Source organism: Arthrobacter sp. Leaf337, assembly GCF_001423745.1.
Taxonomy (GTDB): domain Bacteria; phylum Actinomycetota; class Actinomycetes; order Actinomycetales; family Micrococcaceae; genus Arthrobacter.
In genome coordinates this window covers 586,998-606,198 of record NZ_LMPC01000001.1, presented here as the reverse complement: position 1 = coordinate 606,198, position 19,201 = coordinate 586,998, and the positions used below count along the sequence as shown (strand labels likewise).

Here is a 19,201-nt window from a genome sequence, read left to right as displayed (position 1 = left end):
GGTGACAGCCAAAGTGGCGGCGGCTTGGGTGCCGCCGCCACTTTGGGTTGACGCGCCTGGGGCGCGTCGGGGTTCGAGGAGGAGGGTTACGGGGCGGCCGGGGCGGCGCAGGTGCCGAGGCCGGCCTCGGCACCTGCGGTGTAGGCGCCGCCGCTGATCGAACATGACATTTGAGTGAACAGGTCGGTCAACGTTCCGCCGAGAATGGTGACGGCGACGATGATGACGACGGCGATGAGGGCCACCATGATGCCGTACTCGACGGCGGTGGCGCCGGTTTCGTCACGGCGGAGGCGGGTCATGAGGTTGGTGTAGAGAGAAAGCACGGGGACTCCTGAGCGAGTTTGGGTGGGCTGGTCCTGCACCAGCTCTGCTAGAAAGTTAGCAATCGCTACACTTCTTTTGGCGGGATCTTGGAGCATCCTGCGCTAAGCCTGCCCGACTTATGCCTAGGCCGCGCTAATCCTGCACCGAAACTGCGCAACCACTTGGATCGCTGCAACCATCGAAACGCAAAAAAGGACTCCCCCGGCGGCCTCTTGGCCGGGGGGAGTCCTTGGTGCAAGTGAGTGATGCGCTGATCTTTTTTCCCACGAAGGCCCTGAACGAGCACTCACACGCGCTCAGGGCCTTCGCCCGGTGCGAGATCCTGCTCCTCGCTGCCGGGTGGCAACGGACTCCTCGGTTCTGGGTGCCGAGGAGATCCGGGTCTGTGCATCCTGGCAGCTCAGCCCAGGGTTTCCATGATGTTGATGGCGGCCGGGCCCAGAAGGACGATGAAAAGCACCGGGAAAATGAAGACGAGCAGCGGGAAAAGGACTTTCACCGGGAGCTTCATTGCCTTTTCTTCCGCCCGTTGCCTCCGCTTGACTCGTGCTTGTTTCGCTTGTGTGCGAAGGACTTTAGCGAGGCCAATACCGTACTTGTCCGCCTGCACAACAGCGCGGACGAAGCTCCGGAGATCGGACACTGATGACCTATCGGCCATTGCTTGATAGGCCTCCTGGCGGGGGCGCCCCACTTGCATGTCCTGAAGCGTCCGCATGAGCTCTTGGGCCAGGGGCCCGTCGCCGTATTCGGCGGCCCTTCCCATGGCAGCTTCGAAGCCAAGGCCCGCCTCGACCGAGATCAGCATTTGGTCGAGCGTGTTCGGAAGTTCGAGCATTATGGCTTCCTGGCGCTTGATGCCCTTGTTATAGACCAGAAGGTCAGGGACGAAATACGCGAGCACGGTGATGAAGATCCCAATACCCACATTCTGCAGACTGGGTGAGTTGCGAAACATGAGAATCCCGAGCACTGCCCCGACCAACGCCAGCACGGGCTTTGCAATAATGAGCTTTTCCAGAGGCATGGACTCGGGACGGCCTGCCAGCGCCAACCAGCGGTCCAGCTTCGCCTCATAACTTCCCGGAGTCAGTCTCTTTGAAATGCCTAGCAACATCGGCGCACGTTGCACGGCAACGTTTCCACTTTGCGTGAAACCTTGCCCCAGATTCGTTTGGACGGCCAGCGCGCCACGTCGGTCCAGGGTGACCAGAACCCACGTGAAATAGGCCAACGGCAGCACAACTGCTGCGATGATCAACCAAGCTATTGGAGTCATGGCATTTCTCCCTAGAACTTAATCTTTACGGTGCGGCTCATCCAGAACCCGCCGATGATGAACATGACCACGCTGACGACCATCATCGTTATGCCGACTGGTCCTTCGACAAAGACACTCATGTAGCCCGGATTAATGAAAGTCAGCATGATTGCCACTGCAACTGGCATGGCCATCAGGACCACTGCAGACATCTTGCCCTCTGCGCTCAATGAACGAACCTGGCCCTTGATTTCGCTGCGCTCACGAATCGTGCCTGCCACCTGTTCGAGGACTTCGGCGAGGTCGCCACCGACCTCCCTGTTGATCTGGATGGCTTGAGCGATCCACCGGAAGTCTTCGCTGTCCATCCGGTCGGCGGTTTCTTCCAAGGCCTGGCGTGCGTCCTTGCCGATGCGAGTCTCGTTCACAATGCGTCGCAGTTCTTCGGACGTTGGCGCCTCGGATTCGAGACCCGCCGCTTCCATGGAGCGCATGACGCTGTGACCCGCCCGCAGGCCGCCGATCAGCATCTGGATGGTGTCGATGAGCTGGGACTCAAACTTGCCGCGGCGTTTGTCCGTGCGAAGTGCAAGAGCCAAGCGAGCGGCGAAGGGTGTTCCCACACCGAGCAGGATTCCGATGACGGGATTGGTCACCAAGGTCCCCAGCAAGCCGGCCAAGAACGCCGCGACTGTAACCATCACAGTGAAATCGGCCGGAGCCATCTTAACCCCTGCGTTGTAAAGAATGTCCCGGTTGTACGGCCCTCCGGACTTCCCCAGGACACCCCCCATACCGTCTACGACGGATTGTGAAACTCTGCTGAATGATGACTGCTCGGGATTGGCGTCAGGGCGCCTGCGGTCTGCCGGAATGGCGCCGAAACGTGGCTTGAGAACCACAAAGTACAGCACCATTAGCGATCCAAAGCAAAGAACAATGGCCGTGATGAAGAGGGCTGGAGACTCCACGGCTTATCGCCTCCCCGCTGGCATTGGCGCCATCGCGGCCCCAAATACTGCGGGCGACACGGAGATTCCGAGTTCCGAGAAACGATCCAGGAACCGCGGGCGTATTCCGGTGGATACCGGCCTGCCGAGGAAACGTCCTTGCGGATCCATTCCCGCGGCGTAGTCGAACAGGAACACGTCCTGCAACGTGACTATGTCGCCTTCCATTCCTTGCACCTCCGTTACATGAGTCACCCGGCGGCTTCCATCGCGGAGTCTCGTGACCTGGATGATGAGATCGACAGCCGAGGATACCTGTTCGCGGATGGCGCGGAGAGGCAAATCCATCCCGGCCATCAGGACGAGGGTCTCAAGACGTGCTACGGCGTCGCGCGGCGAGTTAGCGTGAACGGTGGACAATGAACCGTCGTGGCCTGTGTTCATGGCCTGCAGCATATCCAGGGATTCCCCGCTACGAACTTCGCCAACGATGATGCGGTCAGGGCGCATACGGAGTGAATTTCGAACAAGTTCCCGGATGCCGATGGCGCCCTTACCTTCAATGTTGGGAGGCCGGCTCTCCAAACGGACGACGTGCTCCTGCTGGAGCTGAAGTTCGACAGCATCTTCGATGGTCACGATCCGGTCTTCCTCCGGAATGAAGGACGACAGCACATTGAGCAGCGTGGTCTTGCCTGTGCCCGTTCCGCCAGAGACGATGATGTTCAATCGCGCCCGGACACAGGCACTCAGTAGTTCCGCCATCTCAACTGTTATCGATCCCCACTCAATAAGGTTCCTGACGGTCAGCGGTACGTGACTGAATTTTCGAATCGTGAGCGAAGGTCCATTCACAGCCAGAGGGGGGATGATCGCGTTGACGCGCGAGCCGTCCTCCAACCGTGCATCCACCAGTGGCGACGACTCGTCGATGCGGCGTCCCACCTTGGACACAATCCGCTCGATGACCTTCCGCAGATGATCATCGGAGCTGAACTGCGAACCTGTCAGCGTGAGATGACCGTTCCGCTCGATATAGATCTGGTCGTAGCGATTGACCATGATTTCAGTCACCGACGGATCTTCAAGCAGCCGCTGAAGCGGGCCAAGGCCCATCACCTCATCCGCGATTTCCCGGATGAGACGGCGACGTTCCTCCGGCGACAGCGGGACCTGTTCCTCGTCGATGACCGCGGACAGCTCTTCGACGGCAGAGGCTCGGAGCTCTTCTTCGGACGACGAGGAGGAGTCGCCGAAGCGTGTTCCCATCCTCTCGAAGAGGGCCAGTGCCGCCCGCTGCTTGAGTCCAGCCAAGGCATCCACAACGGGTGGGGCCGGATTGGCGTTCAGTGCGGCTAGCGGTGACGCAGAGGGTGCACGTACGGGCGCCGCCGAGGGTTCTGCAAACGGCGCCGATAGGCGAGGCGTCTCCTCTGAACCGCCGGCAGATGCCTCCGGCGAGACTGAAGAAACGTCGTTCTGTGACCTGGAGAGGCGATCTGACAGTCTCACGATACAACCACCCTTCGGTGAAGTTTGTTGTGGGTGGAGGACACCCATTGTGGATCAAAGCGGTCCACCAGCTTCTTGAGGCCTTTCGACGCCGAATCCCTCGTGGTGGCTTGCAGCACCGGAACCCCGCGGTTGGTTGAAAACGGAAGAGTTTTTGAGCGGGGCACTACAGCATCAATGGGTACACCGATAGTGGCCTCGACGTCCTGCACACTGAGCCCGCTTTTGCGGTCGGCAAAATTGAGCACCGTGTGCCGGTTCTGCGGCAACAGTTGCAGCTCCTTCAAAACACTGAAGCACTTGCGCAGGCCCCGGACGCTAGGAACGTCCATCCCGCAGACCCAGACGCCGTCCGTGGCCTGTTCGAGGGTGGCGAGGACGTGTTCGCCCAGGCCCGGTGCGGTGTCTACGACAACGTATTTGAACTCGCTGGCTAACTGGTTGATGAGCCGGCTCACGTGATCGGCGGTGATGTAGTCGGATTCCGCAGGCGTTCGTGGTGCGCAGAGAGCGTAGATGCCGGCCGGGTGCACTGTAAGGAAGGCTTTGAGAACCATGGAATCCTGTGAAGCCACGCCATGAACGGCCTCGGTGATGCAGTGCTCAGGTTCCAGCAGTAGCCCCGACGCAACATCGCCGAATTGCAGGTCCAAGTCGACGATCACCACCCCCATGGGTGCCACCTTGCCCAGGCCGATGGCCAGGTTAGTGGCGACCGTTGTTTTACCGACGCCACCCTTGGGCGACATAACGGCTATCACGCGGCCTCGCTCCTGTCCCGATTCTGCGGCCGGGGCCATCCCCCGGCGACGACTGGCAGCGGCCAGGCAGGCCCGCTCCAGGAGCACACGCAGATCGTTGACAACGATTTCCGGGGTAACGACGTCCCGGATCCCGGAATGCATGGCGCGAAGCACCAAGTCCGGAGTCGGTTCGGCAACAAGGAGCAGGCTGACCTCCGGGTATTGGAGATCGAAGACGGTCGCCAGCTTCAGCGCGTCCTCCGGCGCGACGCCGGGGCCGAGAATAAGCACCTCGGGTGGCGCGCCGTTGAGCTGATTGAACACGTCATCCGGGCCTCCGGACAGGACGTCCGGTGTGAGGGTCTGCAACTCGCCGTGTAGTGCACCGGTGATGGCCTGGCGAACGCGCCCCTCAAAATCGCGAACCGCCGTGATGGCCACAAATCGGCTCATTAGTACAGCCCTCCAAAGGTTGTTACCGGTGGGTCGCTCTTGGTGGAGGTGTCAGTCTGCTTGGCCAGCCAGATAGTGCCGAACTCGGCTCCGTAAACCAGTTTCGCCGCCTCGGCATCGCTCCTGGCCACGGTCACGAAAGCGGAACCGTTCGGCATCGCTACGCCACTGTCCGTAGAACCGGAGTTCTTCTCGGTTTCAGGTGCGGCCTTCTGGACCGCGGTGACCAGGACGTCATGGAACAGGAGGCCGGTGGACTGCTTCCATCCCTTGACCTCGGCGGGGACGTTTGCGTCGGCCGGCATGGCGTCGTCGGACTTGAAGGAGGTGTAGACAGTCACTTTATCGCCGGCTTCAAGTCGACCACCCAGGATGCGTTCGGGTGCCAGTAGGAAGGTAACTTCTTCCAGACCGTCAGGAACCGGTACGGTCCCGGGGACGAGATCCCGGGGATCGACGAGCCGCGCTGCGAGGAGCTGCTCACCGGGCTCCAGGCCAATAGAGGTGATCTTCCCCTTGTAATCGCTCAGGCTTTCGACGGCGCCATCGGGTACAGCGGCCTGGGGTATCGCCTCCAGCTGGACTTTGTTGTTCAAGTCCTCCGCTTTGGTGCCGGCGGGAATGGATTCTTTAACCACTAAGACATTAACGGGTTCGAGACCTTGCGCTGCCCTGTTGTCGGCTCCCTGAACGTACACAACTAGCAGTACGGTTCCGGTGATTGCCAACAGCAGTGCTGCGATGCCTCCCAGTAGGCGTGATTTCACTTCACTAGCTCCTTATCGATTTATTGGTGCGACGGTTCGCGTACGGAGTACTCAGTGGCTATTCCGAAAGCCAGACTGAAGTTGCTCCGTAGTTGGGGGTTCCACCGCTCGTTGACAGGCCCTCTGCAAGGGAAACGTAGCGGGTGAAAAAGCCCTGTATGCCGCGGCAATTGCCGGTGCACGAGGGCGCTGCGGGATCCAGGTTGGTGAGTGATGGACCGCCGCCAAACTTGTATCCGGTAACTTGAAATGCGATGAACCCGACCAGGCCGTAGGTAGCGTGTTGCCCATTGCCGGTCGCGGTGCTGAATATCGGGATAAGGACGGGTTCCTCCATGAGGCTGGCGATTATTCCTGTGCATTCGCTCGGGAAGTCATTGCCGGGGTCATTGCCGACTTCGGATTCGGCGATGTTGATGTCCGCCGAGCATCCGGTGTCCCGGTCCAGCCAGCCGAAGCCACCCTCGGCATAACCGTTTTGAGGTGCGCACCCTGGGTAGTCCGGGGTGTTTTCGTCGTAACGGAGCAGGATGTGGGTGGGGATAGGGTCCCCAGTGAAGCTTTCGGTTGCGTTCAACTCCGCCAGCTGACTTGGCGAGAGGTACTTCTTGAAGACACACTGGCTGATGGTCCATGGCAAAGTGGTTGCCTCAGATGGAGCTCCCCAGGAAGCCTCGGCTGCCGCATGAATGACAGCTGTTTCATTGCCCAGCACACGGGCGAAGAACAATGCGAAACTGTCGTCCGTGGATCCTGACGCCTGAGCGTTGGTCTCGACGCGAACGGTTGTGGCATTTGGTTGCGTCACGGAAAACACCCCGCTGGAACCGTCATTGGCGTTGTCGTCCGCCAAGCGGTTGGCCGGCGCTGTCATAGCGGTCGAGCAGTTGACTCCGTTGGCGCAGTCGTTGGCAATCGCGAGGGCTGTTGCGTCCGCGCCGTTCTGCAACTGGGCTTTTTCTGCGTACATGGCGCCGACATCCACTGCCAACGCGGCGAACCCGAGAAGTGCCACCATCGAGAACGCAACGATGACTGCAGTAGCGCCTCGTTCATCCGTATGCTGCTTTGACCGTCGAATCAGCCACCGCATCTCATCACCCCTACGCCTGTTAGTGTCATGGGAAAGAGGCCTGGTGAGCCGAACCAGCCGGCGTCCAGGAAGCCGGACATCGACGGCAAGGTGACGCTGGTGGTTACCGTGACATCCGCGTCCGGGCCGCAACTGCTCGCATTGTCTGCGACTGTGACGCCAAGACCATCGAGCGAGGGTGCCGCGGCCAATGCCGTACCTGTTACGTCAAGACCCGGTTTGTTGTATTTGATGGCTGCATGCCGCGCGCCTTCGCGGGCAGCCTGTGTCAACGAATTCTGGACGTTGAAGACCCGCCCGAATTCCATGGTGCCAATGAGGATCAAAAGCAGTAGAGGGAGGACAATTGCCATCTCAACGGCTACTGCGCCGCGCTCTTTCTGTTTCGGTTTCAAGACCGTCTCCCGGACTTAAGATCCCCAATGAGCTGCTTGCCCGTGGGGCGTCTGGCTAATAAGAGCTGAATGGCTCTGGCGCGGATCACTTGACCCGCGCCAGAGCCAATTGACTATGTGTCGAATTAGAGGTCGCCTTCGACTGCAACGAAGAGATCATTGATGCCGATGCCCAGAGCAGCGGCGCCGACGGCGACGATGACTGCGATGAGCGCAACCATGAGGCCGTACTCCACCATCGTTGCGCCCTTCTCTTCACCTGCGAGGCGGTTCTTGACTCCGGCGACAAAAGCGACCAGGGAGACCATTACTGAGTTCATTTTCGTGTTCCTTTTTGTGAGTGCTGAATTGGCTTCGAATTCCCCGCTCCCCCAAGAAGGTGTTGCTGGAACTTCGATACACAAAGGAATACAGGAGTCACAAATAGCCCCACAATGAGTGGATGTACTCGTCTTTTAGACATCAGAATCTGCTGTCTACTTGCTGTTACACCGCTTTACGCCGACCGCCCAAGTACGCCGCTACTTGGTGTACTCGGAAACGGTTATCGGGGGAATGCGGAGGGCAGGACGATCGGCCCGATTTCGGTTCCCCACAACACCGCTAGGACGCAGCCCATGAACATGGACGGACCGAAGGGAACTGAGGTTTTCCGCCCCGCAAATCCGCCTGTAACAAGGAGAACACTGGTAACAGCGCCCACAATAAAACCAAGGGCTATGCCCAGTATCAGGTGGCCTATCGAGAGGTAGCCCAAGTACAAACCAAGTGGTGCTGAGAGCTTTACGTCGCCCATACCCATTCCGCGGGGGGAAATGAGGGCCAAAATCAGGTAAAGCACGAAAGTTACGGCGCATCCGATGGCTGCAACCACCAGATTTCCCCATCGCTGGTTCATGCCGGCGTCCAAGAGCAGCAGCACGAGTCCTATTCCGAGCGTGGGAACAACGATCCTGTTGGGTAATAGCTTGTGCTGCAGGTCGATCCGGGAGAGCGCAAGTCCAGCTGCGCAGAGGAATAGGTAGGCGGGCAGCGCCCAAGACCAGCCGAACCGCCAGGCCATCGCTCCGAACAGCACCCCGGTGGCAACTGCGCCGGCCATACCGTGCCAGCGGACGTGCCCCAACTCGATACCGGGCACCATCCGGCGCGTGACGAGTAGGGCAGCGGGTGCCACGGCGAGGCCCAGGAGGGCGCAGGAGATTACCAACAGGGCGGCCGGGGGCATTTGAGTCAACGGGGCACCTAAGCTCGGAGTTGTTCATGATCCACGGCGCCGGACCCGAGCATCAGGACCGGCGCAGGCTGGCTACCTAGAGCCTATTTTGACCAGTGGCCTCTACACCCGCTATTCTTGATAGTCGTTGTGCGTGTCCTTTCTCGATGATGCGTGCCCGCTGAGAATCCGGTTGCAGGATAACTACTCCTCGGGCACATTCGAGACTTCTGGACCACTGGATTCTTGGAGCCCTCACCTCTGTTCCGGTAGCGCATAGATAGTAGGTGCACACGCTTACGTGACACCTAAACAAGAACGCCAGAACAAGAACGAGGCAAACACCGTGCGTACGTACACCCCGAAGCCCGGCGATATCAACCGCCAGTGGCACGTCATTGACGCCACCGACGTTGTCCTTGGTCGTCTCGCCAGCCAGACCGCAATCCTGCTGCGCGGCAAGCACAAGGCCACCTTTGCTCCCCACATGGACATGGGCGACTTCGTCATCATCATCAACGCAGAGAAGGTTGCCCTCACCGGCGCCAAGCTCGAGCAGAAGCGCGCTTACCGCCACTCCGGCTACCCGGGCGGCCTGACCTCCGTCAACTACGCGGAGCTGCTGGAATCCAACCCGGTTCGCGCCGTGGAGAAGGCCATCAAGGGCATGCTCCCGAAGAACTCCCTTGCTGCACAGCAGCTGGGCAAGCTGAAGGTTTACCGCGGTGCAGAGCACCCGCACGCCGCCCAGCAGCCCAAGACTTTCGAAATTTCCCAGGTCGCCCAGTAGTCCTGGCCACCAACAACTTATCTATACAAGGAGAATCGTGGCTCAGAACGAAGAACTGACCACCGAGGCCGTTCCGGCTGAGGAAAACCTGACCAGCTACACCTCGGAAAGCGGTCCTGCGGAAGCAGAAGCGCCGAAGAAGGAACGCCCGGCACTGACCGTTGCCGGCGCAGCTGTTGGCCGCCGCAAGGAAGCCGTCGCCCGCGTCCGCATCGTCCCCGGCTCCGGCAAGTGGACCATCAACGGCCGCGACCTGGCGAACTACTTCCCGAACAAGCTGCACCAGCAGGACGTCAACGAGCCCTTCAAGATCCTCGATCTTGACGGTGCCTACGACGTCATTGCCCGCATCCACGGTGGCGGCATCTCCGGCCAGGCCGGTGCACTGCGCCTCGGCATCGCCCGTTCACTGAACGAGATCGACACCGAGAACAACCGCGCCACCCTGAAGAAGGCCGGCTACCTGCGTCGTGACGCCCGCGTCATCGAGCGCAAGAAGGCTGGTCTCAAGAAGGCCCGTAAGGCTCAGCAGTACTCCAAGCGCTAAACCCGCTTATCGGAAGCCCGTCCCGCCACTCGGCGGGGCGGGCTTTCGCCGTTAAACGCCGTTGCGGCTTAGGTCAGGAAGGCGGGCGACACGGCGAGGCAACCATCGCCGTGGAACCAGCCAAAGACAGCCCCGGCCGGACCATCGTCTAAACTTGACCCGATGTCTAGATTATTTGGAACAGATGGTGTCCGGGGCCTGGCTAACGGCCTGCTCACAGCAGAGCTGGCGATGCAGCTGGCGCAAGCCGCCGCCGTCGTACTCGGCCACGAACGCACCATCAACGGCACCCGGCCGCGCGCCGTGGTGGCCCGCGATCCGCGTGCCAGCGGCGAGTTCATCTCGGCGGCCGTCTCCGCGGGACTCTCCAGTTCCGGCATCGACGTCTACGACGCCGGCGTCCTCCCCACCCCTGCCGCCGCCTATCTGGTGGCCGACCTCAACGCCGACTTCGGCGTCATGATCTCCGCCTCCCACAACCCGGCGCCGGACAACGGCATCAAATTCTTCGCACGGGGCGGCCAGAAGCTGCCAGACGAGGTGGAAGATGCCATCGAGGCGCAGATGGGCAAAGATCCTGTCAGGCCCACAGGCAGCGACGTAGGCCGCATCCAGACCTTCTCAGACGCCGAGGACCGCTACATCGTGCACCTCCTCGGGACCCTGCCGCACCGCCTCGACGGGCTGAAAGTGGTCCTCGACTGCGCCCACGGTGCAGCCAGCGGCTGTTCACCGCAGCTCTTTAACGACGCCGGCGCCGAGATCGTGGTCATCGGCGCTGAGCCGGACGGCCTGAACATCAACGACGGCGTGGGCTCAACCCACCTCGGTGCCCTAAAGAAGGCAGTGGTGGAACACGGTGCCGACCTGGGCATCGCCCACGACGGCGACGCCGACAGGTGCCTTGCCATCGACCATGAAGGCAACGAGGTGGACGGTGACCAGATCATGGCCATCCTCGCCCTCGCGCTGAAGGAATCCGGCAAGCTCAAGGACAACGTCCTGGTGGCCACCGTCATGAGCAACCTCGGCTTGAAGATCGCCCTCCGCAACGCAGGCATCAGCATCCGCGAAACGGCAGTGGGGGACCGCTACGTTCTCGAGGAAATGCGCGACGGCGGCTACAACCTCGGCGGTGAGCAGTCCGGCCACGTGATCTTCGCCGATCATGCCACCACGGGCGACGGCCTCCTGACCGGACTGCAGCTGGCAGCCCAGGTGGCCCTTACGGGCAAGCCCTTGAAAGAGCTCGCCACAGTGATGACCAAGCTTCCTCAGCTGATGATCAACGTCAAGAACGTGGACAAGGCCCGTGCCGGCACCGATGAGGGTGTCCTGGCCGCCGTCGCTGAAGCTTCCGCAGAACTCGGCGAGACCGGCCGCGTGCTCCTGCGGCCGTCGGGAACCGAAGCCCTGGTGCGCGTCATGGTGGAAGCTGCCGACATGCCCACCGCCGAGCGCATCTGCAAGCACCTCGCCGCCGTGGTGGAAGAGCGCCTGGCAGTAGCGCCGGCCGCCTAACTCAGACCCGGAGAAACAAAAAAGTGGTCCGCCTCCAGCCGGAGGCGGACCACTTTTTGTTATGTCCTGGATGCTAGGCCCGGGTGCTGCCGCTCCGGAGGGAATCACGGATTTCGGTGAGGAGTGCGATCTGGGGGTCCTCAGCGGCCTCTTCCTTGACCTCGGTACCAATACCGAGCCGGCGATTGCGGCGTTCGATCATGTGGTTCATCGGCATGATCACCACGAAGTAGATGGCTGAGGCGATGAGCAGGAACGAAATGATGGAGGATATGACGGAGCCATACATGAACCCCTCCCACTGCATCTCTTCAATGCCCTTGGCACTGAACAGGCGGCCGATCAGCGGAGTGAGCAAGCCTTCAACGATAGAGGTCACGACGGCGCTGAAGGCGGCACCCATGACCACTGCGACGGCAAGGTCTACGACGTTGCCCTTCATGATGAAATTCTTGAATCCGGTCAACATAGGACCAAAGCTAGCGCGGCGTTGTGAACACGGTGTGACAAGAAGGTAATTTCACGGGACGTGTCGGGCGTCACCTCGGGAGTGGGCAGCTACCTCACGCTCACCGAGTAGTCATCGTCACGAAGGGCCGGGCCCTCGCTGAAGATGGCCCTTGTCCCGGACGCTAGGTGCCGTAGACTCGCGGGTGCCGAAGGACGGTCGATGCTCGTGTGAGGACGGACGGAAATGGTGCACCACCGACTGAAGAAGCATGACTGTACTCTTCACACCGCTGATGTCGTCGACCGACTGGGACTCCTCGTGCCATGCGTCGCGGAGGAGGAAGTCGGACCGGTGCGGCCGGCCAAGTTGGCGGACTGGATCTCCGTGGAGGCCGAGGACGAACCCGAGATCGCCAAACACCGCTGGCTGGTGGAACTGGACGACGGGGTTGGTCTTCTCGTTCGCCCCGATCACGACGACCTGGCGGAGCTGTTGGGAGAGCAGGTCGGTGTCCGCTCGGTTGTCCAGCTCGACCGCGAAGTGCTAGCCGTTGACGCGCCCCGGTTGTGTGCCGATGGACTGCGCGCAGCCGTTATGCAGGCCGTCGCTGCCGCCAACAGGAGGGCCCATGACCCGCATCCCGCGGGTCAGCCGGGCGCCCCAGTCGGAGACGGGGTCACCCCGCCCGCCCCAGCCGCCACGGCTCAGACAACACAGCCGGCACAGACCGTGGAACCTCCCGAAGACGACGATCTGTGCCGGCTGGTCTCCGGGGACGCCCACAGCGACGGTCGGAAAGTTCAAATATGGGTCAACCGGAACGGCATCCTCATCCTGACCGCCGGCACCATCCCGCACGGCCCCCTGGACCACAGCGAGAATCCACTCTTTCAGCGTGCCACCGTTACGTCAGCTCGTGCGTCCGAACTTGCAAAGCGCCATGCAGGGAGATGGATTCCTTATTCCTCCCTCAGCGAGGTCCGGCTGCTCCGCCCCGGGCTGGTGCGGCGGCGCTGGAGAGCTACCGTCGTCGAGCGAAGTGGCGTTTCTGCCTCGTTGAGCTGGCGAGGTACCCGTCCACACGCCCTGCTATTCGGGGTCTACGTCGTCGCCGGGCGCGGCCGCGGACCGGTGGACGGGCCGCCCAAAAAGGACGAGCCGGGTAAGTAGGAGGCGTTGGTCGTTTACGGGATTTCTCACGATGCGTCGCCGTCATCCACAGCCGGCGTAACGGGGTTGCGGCGGCACCAGAAGCCAGCCCTACAAATACCCCGGTGCCGCTTCCAGCCCGAAGTACTCCTCCAGCGTCGCGATGCCCTTGGCGGCCATGTCCGTTGCCGCCTCCACACCGATGTACCGCAGGTGCCAGGACTCGTAGTAGTAGCCCGTGATCTGGTGGAACATCCACGGATACCGCACCACGAAGCCGAAGCGGTGGGCGTTGGCCTTCGCCCATACCGCGGCCGGCTGTTCGGCGAAACACGGCTGGAAGCCGCACGCCCCGCCGCCGTCGCCGATGTCAAAGGCCCAGCCTGTCTGGTGCTCCGAGAACCCGGGCCTGGCTGAAGCCGTGTCCGCCTCGGCCTGACCCCGAGACGCCACATAGCTGTTGTAGGTTGCCACCTGCGTGCCGTAGGACCGGTAGCCGCTCGCCAGCGTCATGGTGACGCCGTCTCCCGCAGCCGTTGCGAACATTTGCTCCGCGGCGGCGGCCGTCGTGCTGTTCAACTGCGCCGACTCGCCCGAAACAGCCAGTGCGATGTTCGGCTGGATCAGATCCGCCGGGACGTAGTCTGCGGGGGAGAGCGGCCGGTGCTTGTTGACGACCAGCCATGGGCTGGCGGGATCCGTCAAGGAGTGCTGCTGGGCCAGTCCGGCCGCGGGCGACGTGGGCGTCGGGGCGGCGCTGGGAGCCGGGGCCGCAGCCGTTCCCGGTTCGGTGGCGGCAGCGCTCGTCTCCGGCCCTGCCGACGTGGACCCAGCGGACGACGGCGTTGCCGCCTGCGAGGCTGAGGCGGAAGTTGCGGACGGGGAGGACGACGACGGCGGCCGGGTTCCGCCGTCGGGCGTGCAGGCTGCCAAAGCGGTCAGCCCGGCGCCGGCGGCCAGAAGCCTTGCGACAGCCCGCCGGCTCGGCGCCGCGGAAACAGGAACGGATTCAGCAGCCCCAAGAACCGCAGAACAGTTGTGGCACACCTGTGCTAGACCTTCCGCAGCAGCATGCGGCGGATGGAGTGGTCCGCTTCCTTGGTGAGCACCAGCTGCGCCCGGCCCCGCGTGGGAAGGACGTTTTCCTCGAGGTTGGGCTCGTTGATGCGCTTCCAGATGTCGCGGGCGGTAGTCTCGGCTTCCTCGTCGGACAGCGTGGCATAGCGGTGGAAGTAGGACTCCGGCTGGGCGAAGGCGGTGGTGCGCAGCTTGCGGAACCGGTCCACATACCATTCCTCGATGTAGGAGGTCTTGGCGTCCACATAGATGGAGAAGTCGAAGAAGTCGCTCAGCGCCAGCCCCTGCTTGCCGTCGTGGCGGGGACGGGCGGGGGCCAGGACGTTCAGGCCCTCCACGATCAGCACGTCCGGCCGGCGGACCACCACTTCCTTGCCGGGCACGATGTCGTACGTGACGTGGGAGTACCAGGGAGCCCTGACCTCTTCGGCGCCGCCCTTGATCTCACTGACAAAGCGGAGGAGCGCGCGGCGGTCGTACGACTCCGGAAAGCCCTTCCGCTCCAGGAGGTGCCGGCGCTTGAGCTCGGCCAGGGGATATAGGAAGCCGTCAGTGGTGATGAGCTCCACGTTGGGTGTCCCGGGCCAGCGGCGGAGCATCTCACGGAGCACGCGCGCAATGGTGGACTTGCCCACGGCCACCGAGCCGGCCACGCCGATCACAAAGGGCGTGCGCTGCGTCTGTTCGCCGAGGAAGGTGGTGGTGGCGGCGTGCAGCTGGCCCGCGGCCTCCACATAGAGGTGAAGCAGCCGGGACAGCGGCAAATAGACTTCGCGGACTTCCTTCATGTCCAGCGGATCACCGAGCCCTCTGAGACGGACCACGTCCTCTTCGTTCAGAGGTTGTTCCATCTGGGCTGCGAGCCGGGACCAGGTCTGCCTGTCCAGCTCCACGAACGGGGAGACGCCCTCTCCATTCGCTTCATTGCGTTGCAAAGTCACCCTAGAGATTCTGCCCTCCGCGACGCTGAGAGCGAAATGGAGGGCGTCGCATCCGCTGTAACGGGGCCTGGGAACAGCGTCGCCGGGGCCTCGCCAGACCTCAGCGGACCCCTACTCCATATAAGCTTGGCTCTATGTGTGGAATCGTAGGATACGTAGGCCATTCGTCAGGCCGGGTAAATGTTGGCCATAGCGCGTTGGACGTTGTCCTTGAGGGACTCCGCCGCCTGGAGTACCGGGGGTATGACTCCGCGGGTGTCGCCGTGGTGGCGGACGGAACCATTTCGTCCCGCAAGAAGTCCGGAAAGCTGAGCAACCTGCTCGCGGAACTGGAAGCGAATCCGCTGCCCGATTCCGTCACCGGAATCGGACACACCCGCTGGGCCACGCACGGCGGCCCCACGGACCAGAACGCGCACCCGCACCTTTCCGACGGCGGCAAGCTGGCCCTGATCCACAACGGCATCATCGAAAACTTCGCCGAGCTCAAGCTGGAACTGCTTGAAAAAGGCACTGTGTTCGCGTCCGAGACCGACACCGAGGTGGCCGCGGCCCTGCTGGGCGACATCTTCCGGAACCAGTTGAATGGCGACGCCTCCAACGGCGGCCTGACCAAGGCCATGCAGCTTGCCTGCCAGCGACTTGAGGGCGCCTTTACGCTGCTGGCCGTGCACGCTGACCAGCCCGACGTCGTCGTCGCCGCCCGGCGCAATTCGCCGCTCGTGGTGGGCCTGGGCGACGGGGAGAACTTCCTCGGATCCGACGTCTCCGGCTTCATCGACTACACCCGCCGGGCCGTGGAGCTGGGCCAGGACCAGATCGTGACCATCACCGCGGACACCGTGGAGATCACCGACTTCTTCGGTGCCCCGGCCCAGGGCAAGGAATACCACGTTGACTGGGACCCGGCCTCGGCCGAGAAGGGCGGCTACCCGTCCTTCATGGAGAAGGAAATCCACGACCAGCCCGACGCCGTCGCCAACACCCTGCTGGGCCGCTCGGACCTCGACGGCAAGCTGACACTCGATGAAATGCGCATCGACCCGGAGCACCTGAAGAAGATCAACAAGATCATCGTGCTCGCCTGCGGCACCTCTGCGTACTCCGGCCAGGTGGCCAAGTACGCCATCGAGCACTGGTGCCGCATCGCCACCGAGGTGGAGCTCTCCCACGAGTTCCGCTACCGCGACCCGATCGTGGACGAGAACACCCTGATTGTGTCCATCTCGCAGTCCGGCGAGACCATGGACACCCTGATGGCCGTCCGCTACGCCAAGGAACAGGGCGCCAAGACCCTCTCCATCTGCAACACCAACGGCTCCACCATCCCGCGCGAATCCGACGCCGTGCTGTACACGCACGCAGGCCCGGAGATCGCCGTCGCGTCCACCAAGGCCTTCCTGGCCCAGATCACCGCCGCGTACCTGCTGGGCCTGTATTTGGCACAACTGCGCGGCAACAAGTTCCAGGGCGAGATCAAGGACATCCTGGCCGACCTCGCCAAGGTCCCGGCGAAGATCCAGCAGGTCCTGGATCACGTGGACGAGATCAAGGAACTGGCCCGGTCCATGGCGGACGCCAAATCCGTGCTGTTCCTGGGCCGCCACGTCGGGTTCCCGGTGGCCATGGAAGGCGCGCTCAAGCTCAAGGAACTGGCGTACATCCACGCCGAGGGCTTTGCCGCCGGCGAGCTCAAGCACGGCCCCATCGCCCTGATCGAGGAGGGCCAGCCGGTGTTCGTGGTGGTCCCGTCCCCGCGCGGCCGGAACTCGCTGCACGCCAAGGTGGTCTCCAACATCCAGGAGGTCCGGGCCCGTGGCGCGAAGACCATCGTGATCGCCGAGGAAGGCGACGAAGCGGTCAAGGCCTACGCCGAGCACGTCTTCTACATCCCGGAGACGCCCACGCTCCTGGCACCGCTGCTGGCCACCGTGCCGCTGCAGATCTTCGCCCTCGAACTCGCCACGGCCAAGGGTTACGACGTGGACCAGCCACGCAACCTGGCCAAGAGCGTGACCGTAGAATAAGCCGCATGATTGTTGGCATTGGCGTAGACGTCGTAGACATTGAACGGTTCGGCCGGCAGCTGGAACGGACCCCCGGGCTCCGTGACAGGCTGTTCGTTCCGGCCGAGCGAGAGCTGAACACCCGCTCCTTGGCCGCGCGCTTTGCGGCCAAGGAAGCCGTGGCCAAGGTATTGGGCGCACCGGCGGGCATGAACTGGCAGGACTGCTGGATCGGCCTTGACCAGAACGGGCCCACCATCCAGGTCAAAGGCACCGTGCTGGCTGTTGCCGAGTCGAAGGGCGTCAAACGCTGGCACCTTTCGATGAGCCACGACGGCGGAATCGCCACGGCGACCGTCCTCGCGGAAGGCTGACGCGGACTTTCACCTGACAGCCCTGCCGCGGACCCTGCACCGATTGGACTGAATATGATCAGCGCCTACACCGGAACCCAAATACGGGAGGCCGAAAAGCGGTTCTTTCAGGCAAGCCTGAGATCCGGCACGGGCGCTGTTCTTATGCAACGCGCAGCCTATGGGCTCGCCAACGCCGTGGTCCGTGAGCTTGTTTCGCGGGGGATCCGCCCCTACGGCGCCAGCGTTGCAGTCCTGGCCGGCAAGGGCAACAACGGGGGAGACGGGCTATTCGCCGCCGCTTTCCTGGCTGCCCGCGGAATGCGTACGACGGCGGTGCTCACGGCCGGCGACGCCCATCCCGACGGCCTGGCCGCCTTTGAACGCGCCGGCGGCCGTACCCTGATCCTCACCGACCACAACGCGGGCGAGCTGGCAGCGGCGGCTGGCGGCGCCGACGTCGTGATTGATGCGGTGCTGGGGACCGGCGCCCAAGGAGGCCTTCGCGGCGCCACGGCGTCCCTGGTCGAGAAGATGAACGGCGGGGCCCACGGATTTGTGGTGGCCTGCGACATTCCCAGCGGCGTGAACGCGGACACCGGCGAGTCCTATGACCCGGTTCTTCCGGCGGATATCACCGTGACTTTCGGCGGCGCGAAGGCGGGCTTGCTTGCCGATCCCGGGGCCGACTATGCCGGACGCGTGCTGGTCATCCCCATCGGCATCGAAACCGAACTGCCGCTGCCGGTGCTGCGTCGCCTGGAATCCGCCGACCTTGCCCGCCTGCTGCCCCCGCCGGCGCGCCGCTCCCACAAGTACACCCGCGGTGTCCTGGGGATCGTTGCCGGCTCACAGCAATACCCGGGGGCCGCCGTGCTCGCCTGCCGGGGCGCCCTCGCGGCCGGGGCCGGCATGGTCCGGTACCTCGGCCCGCCCGAGGCAACCCGGCTCGTCCGGCAGGCATGCCCGGAGGTGGTGTGCGGGCCGGACGCCGTTGCTGACGCCCACGTCCAGGCATGGCTGGTTGGCCCGGGGATCGCCGACGGAGACGACGACCAGCTGCGCCGTGCGCGCGACGCCGTGGAGACCGGACTGCCCGTGGCTGCCGACGCCGGCGCGCTGCCGGCCCTGCCCGACGTCCTGCCACCGCATGTGGTGCTGACACCGCACGGCGGCGAGCTGGCCCGGCTCCTACAGCGCTACGGGATCGACCTGGGGCGGCAGGGCGTTGACGGCGCCACGCTCGATGCCGTGCGGCAGGCGTCCGAACGAACCGGAGCCACCGTCCTGCTGAAGGGCGCCACCACACTGGTGGCCCCGCCGTCGGGCCCGGTTTTCAGCCAGGCGGAAGCCTCGCCGTGGATGGCCACCGCCGGAAGCGGCGATGTGCTGGCCGGGATCCTCGGCTCCCTGCTCGCCCAGCATTCGGACGACGAGGACAAATTTGACGCGTGCGGGATCTCCGCGGAACAGCGCTGGGCGGCCATCGGCGCCATGGCGGCGAGCGTGCACGGCCGCGCCGGCACCCTCGCCTCGGGCGGCGGACCCGTCACCGCCGGTGCCATCGCAAGCTACCTGCCCGAGGTGATGCGGACTTTGTAATCATTTGGCGCAAGACGCAGGAAAAATAATAGTAATCCTACTTACTA

The 19,201-nt window shown here is 63.0% G+C and carries 20 protein-coding genes; 7 read left to right on the top strand and 13 right to left on the bottom strand.

The genetic code is table 11. The annotated features are described in order from the left end of the window. Positions 1–86: 86 nt before the first annotated feature. The 10 genes from ASF98_RS02695 to ASF98_RS02650 form a co-directional block, all read right to left on the bottom strand. Complete coding sequence (locus ASF98_RS02695; protein ID WP_200939280.1) at positions 87–326, bottom strand: Flp family type IVb pilin; 240 nt, start codon at positions 324–326, stop codon at positions 87–89. Positions 327–727: 401 nt separating this feature from the next. After that, the gene (locus ASF98_RS02690) at positions 728–1,606 is read right to left on the bottom strand and encodes a type II secretion system F family protein (RefSeq protein ID WP_055797085.1); all 879 of its coding nucleotides are present in this window, start codon (positions 1,604–1,606) and stop codon (positions 728–730) included. A gap of 11 nt (positions 1,607–1,617) precedes the next feature. Further along, entirely contained in the window at positions 1,618–2,559 is a 942-nt protein-coding gene (locus ASF98_RS02685) for a type II secretion system F family protein (RefSeq protein ID WP_055797082.1), read from the bottom strand. 3 nt (positions 2,560–2,562) lie between these two features. Further along, complete coding sequence (locus tag ASF98_RS02680; RefSeq protein WP_055797079.1) at positions 2,563–4,050, bottom strand: CpaF family protein; 1,488 nt, start codon at positions 4,048–4,050, stop codon at positions 2,563–2,565. Further along, positions 4,047–5,246 (bottom strand): AAA family ATPase, encoded by a 1,200-nt coding sequence (locus ASF98_RS02675; RefSeq protein ID WP_055797075.1) that lies wholly within the window; start codon positions 5,244–5,246, stop codon positions 4,047–4,049. Before ASF98_RS02675 ends, ASF98_RS02680 begins: the two co-directional genes overlap by 4 nt. After that, complete coding sequence (gene cpaB / locus ASF98_RS02670; protein WP_055797072.1) at positions 5,246–6,013, bottom strand: Flp pilus assembly protein CpaB; 768 nt, start codon at positions 6,011–6,013, stop codon at positions 5,246–5,248. The genes ASF98_RS02675 and cpaB overlap by 1 nt, the downstream gene beginning before the upstream one ends. Before the next feature lie 58 nt (positions 6,014–6,071). Next, the gene (locus ASF98_RS02665; protein ID WP_055797069.1) at positions 6,072–7,106 is read right to left on the bottom strand and encodes a TadE/TadG family type IV pilus assembly protein; all 1,035 of its coding nucleotides are present in this window, start codon (positions 7,104–7,106) and stop codon (positions 6,072–6,074) included. Continuing rightward, a complete protein-coding gene (locus ASF98_RS02660) occupies positions 7,094–7,501 on the bottom strand; it encodes a TadE/TadG family type IV pilus assembly protein (protein ID WP_055797066.1) in 408 nt (135 codons plus the stop codon). The genes ASF98_RS02665 and ASF98_RS02660 overlap by 13 nt, the downstream gene beginning before the upstream one ends. A gap of 125 nt (positions 7,502–7,626) precedes the next feature. Further along, entirely contained in the window at positions 7,627–7,821 is a 195-nt protein-coding gene (locus ASF98_RS02655) for a Flp family type IVb pilin (protein ID WP_235505576.1), read from the bottom strand. Between the two features lie 224 nt (positions 7,822–8,045). Then, positions 8,046–8,729, bottom strand: coding sequence for a prepilin peptidase (locus tag ASF98_RS02650; protein WP_055797059.1), 684 nt, complete (start codon positions 8,727–8,729; stop codon positions 8,046–8,048). A 334-nt stretch (positions 8,730–9,063) separates the two neighbouring features. Between ASF98_RS02650 and rplM the strand changes: the two genes are divergently transcribed. The 3 genes from rplM (at position 9,064) to glmM (ending at position 11,575) form a co-directional block, all read left to right on the top strand. Further along, positions 9,064–9,507 carry a 50S ribosomal protein L13 gene (gene rplM / locus ASF98_RS02645; RefSeq protein ID WP_011692756.1) on the top strand — a complete coding sequence of 148 codons (444 nt, stop codon included), beginning with the start codon at positions 9,064–9,066 and terminating at the stop codon, positions 9,505–9,507. Between the two features lie 37 nt (positions 9,508–9,544). Then, the gene (gene rpsI, locus ASF98_RS02640) at positions 9,545–10,054 is read left to right on the top strand and encodes a 30S ribosomal protein S9 (RefSeq protein ID WP_055797056.1); all 510 of its coding nucleotides are present in this window, start codon (positions 9,545–9,547) and stop codon (positions 10,052–10,054) included. Positions 10,055–10,216: 162 nt separating this feature from the next. Further along, positions 10,217–11,575 carry a phosphoglucosamine mutase gene (glmM, locus tag ASF98_RS02635; RefSeq protein ID WP_055797052.1) on the top strand — a complete coding sequence of 453 codons (1,359 nt, stop codon included), beginning with the start codon at positions 10,217–10,219 and terminating at the stop codon, positions 11,573–11,575. A gap of 73 nt (positions 11,576–11,648) precedes the next feature. Here glmM and mscL read toward each other — a convergent pair whose 3' ends face one another. Beyond that, positions 11,649–12,044: a large conductance mechanosensitive channel protein MscL gene (gene mscL, locus ASF98_RS02630; protein WP_055797049.1), complete on the bottom strand. Its 396-nt coding sequence runs from the start codon at positions 12,042–12,044 to the stop codon at positions 11,649–11,651. A 225-nt stretch (positions 12,045–12,269) separates the two neighbouring features. Here mscL and ASF98_RS02625 point away from each other — a divergent pair, with 225 nt between their 5' ends. Continuing rightward, positions 12,270–13,196: a hypothetical protein gene (locus ASF98_RS02625; protein WP_055797045.1), complete on the top strand. Its 927-nt coding sequence runs from the start codon at positions 12,270–12,272 to the stop codon at positions 13,194–13,196. 90 nt (positions 13,197–13,286) lie between these two features. Here the strand turns inward: ASF98_RS02625 and ASF98_RS02620 are convergent, their stop codons facing one another. Both ASF98_RS02620 and coaA read right to left on the bottom strand, forming a co-directional pair. Then, entirely contained in the window at positions 13,287–14,222 is a 936-nt protein-coding gene (locus ASF98_RS02620; protein ID WP_055797043.1) for a M15 family metallopeptidase, read from the bottom strand. Between the two features lie 5 nt (positions 14,223–14,227). Next, entirely contained in the window at positions 14,228–15,193 is a 966-nt protein-coding gene (gene coaA, locus ASF98_RS02615; protein WP_082506671.1) for a type I pantothenate kinase, read from the bottom strand. 134 nt (positions 15,194–15,327) lie between these two features. Here coaA and glmS point away from each other — a divergent pair, with 134 nt between their 5' ends. From glmS to ASF98_RS02600, 3 genes are read left to right on the top strand one after another with little or no spacing between them, the layout of a single operon-like run. Then, complete coding sequence (gene glmS / locus ASF98_RS02610; RefSeq protein ID WP_055797038.1) at positions 15,328–17,220, top strand: glutamine--fructose-6-phosphate transaminase (isomerizing); 1,893 nt, start codon at positions 15,328–15,330, stop codon at positions 17,218–17,220. Between the two features lie 5 nt (positions 17,221–17,225). After that, positions 17,226–17,573, top strand: coding sequence for a holo-ACP synthase (locus ASF98_RS02605; RefSeq protein ID WP_011692749.1), 348 nt, complete (start codon positions 17,226–17,228; stop codon positions 17,571–17,573). A gap of 54 nt (positions 17,574–17,627) precedes the next feature. Further along, complete coding sequence (locus ASF98_RS02600; protein ID WP_055797034.1) at positions 17,628–19,154, top strand: NAD(P)H-hydrate dehydratase; 1,527 nt, start codon at positions 17,628–17,630, stop codon at positions 19,152–19,154. Positions 19,155–19,201: the final 47 nt, after the last annotated feature.

Excerpts from the sequence above, each read along its gene's own strand:
- ASF98_RS02690 (WP_055797085.1), bottom strand. The coding sequence starts at position 1,606 with ATGACTCCAATAGCTTGGTTGATCATCGCAGCAGTTGTGCTGCCGTTG.
- ASF98_RS02675 (WP_055797075.1), bottom strand. The coding sequence starts at position 5,246 with ATGAGCCGATTTGTGGCCATCACGGCGGTTCGCGATTTTGAGGGGCGC.
- ASF98_RS02665 (WP_055797069.1), bottom strand. The coding sequence starts at position 7,106 with ATGCGGTGGCTGATTCGACGGTCAAAGCAGCATACGGATGAACGAGGC.
- ASF98_RS02655 (WP_235505576.1), bottom strand. The coding sequence starts at position 7,821 with ATGAACTCAGTAATGGTCTCCCTGGTCGCTTTTGTCGCCGGAGTCAAG.
- ASF98_RS02650 (WP_055797059.1), bottom strand. The coding sequence starts at position 8,729 with ATGCCCCCGGCCGCCCTGTTGGTAATCTCCTGCGCCCTCCTGGGCCTC.
- glmM (WP_055797052.1), top strand. The coding sequence starts at position 10,217 with ATGTCTAGATTATTTGGAACAGATGGTGTCCGGGGCCTGGCTAACGGC.
- mscL (WP_055797049.1), bottom strand. The coding sequence starts at position 12,044 with ATGTTGACCGGATTCAAGAATTTCATCATGAAGGGCAACGTCGTAGAC.
- ASF98_RS02625 (WP_055797045.1), top strand. The coding sequence starts at position 12,270 with ATGGTGCACCACCGACTGAAGAAGCATGACTGTACTCTTCACACCGCT.
- glmS (WP_055797038.1), top strand. The coding sequence starts at position 15,328 with ATGTGTGGAATCGTAGGATACGTAGGCCATTCGTCAGGCCGGGTAAAT.
- ASF98_RS02605 (WP_011692749.1), top strand. The coding sequence starts at position 17,226 with ATGATTGTTGGCATTGGCGTAGACGTCGTAGACATTGAACGGTTCGGC.
- ASF98_RS02600 (WP_055797034.1), top strand. The coding sequence starts at position 17,628 with ATGATCAGCGCCTACACCGGAACCCAAATACGGGAGGCCGAAAAGCGG.